This window comes from Clostridium sardiniense, assembly GCF_019753795.1.
Taxonomy (GTDB): Bacteria; Bacillota; Clostridia; order Clostridiales; family Clostridiaceae; genus Clostridium; species Clostridium sardiniense.
The window spans coordinates 1-759 of record NZ_JAIKTU010000046.1 but is presented as its reverse complement, the minus strand read 5'-3'; the positions used below and the strand labels follow the sequence as shown (position 1 = coordinate 759).

The 759-nt window shown below is 29.2% G+C and carries 1 pseudogene; it reads right to left on the bottom strand.

The features are described from left to right. Positions 1–649: 649 nt before the first annotated feature. Positions 650–759, bottom strand: a pseudogene (locus K5V21_RS19040) (IS200/IS605 family transposase); the annotation flags it as partial.

Below are 759 nucleotides of genomic sequence, written 5' to 3'. Positions count from 1 at the left end.
AGCCAGGATCAAACTCTCAATAAAAAGTTTAATCTTTTCACTCATAAAACTTACTTTAATAAAAAGAATTGCTGGTTGTTTAAATGTTTTATATATTCTGTTCAATTTTCAAAGACCATTTTATCTCATCGCCTTGAAGCGACTTGATTATCTTATCACTTAAGAAGTTTTATGTCAACATCTTTTTTTCAGAAGTTTTTTCTGAGTTTCAAGATGTTTCCTACTCCCCTTAGCAACTTAATCATTATATCATCTAAACGATTACTCGTCAACATTTTTCGACATTTCTTAATGTCGTATTTATTATGTTTACTTAGCTTTTGCTTGGACAACGAAACTAATGATACCACATATATATGGCATATCTATTTCAAGTAATCTGATTTAATTAATTTATTCTCATATATCTCTAATTTTCTTTAAATATAACTATTATACTACTATTGATACACTAGGTTCAGTTTCGTTAATCTTTAATAACTTATACTATATATAAAATTATAATCAAGTAAACTTATAGTCTTATAGAAATCTATATTAATAAAAATCCACCAGCTTAGCTGGTGGTATTTCCTCAGCCCTATAAGGGCACATTACCTGCGATTGCGCCTTAAGGCGCTAAAAAGGTCCGTCAGCCGCATATCTTCTGTTACTTGCTACCCTTGAAAGGGTCCATATATTCTTTTATACTTATTTGATCTGCTATCATATCTTCTCGTTCTTGATTTCTTATATATTCTTCAATTGCTTTTTTATTTC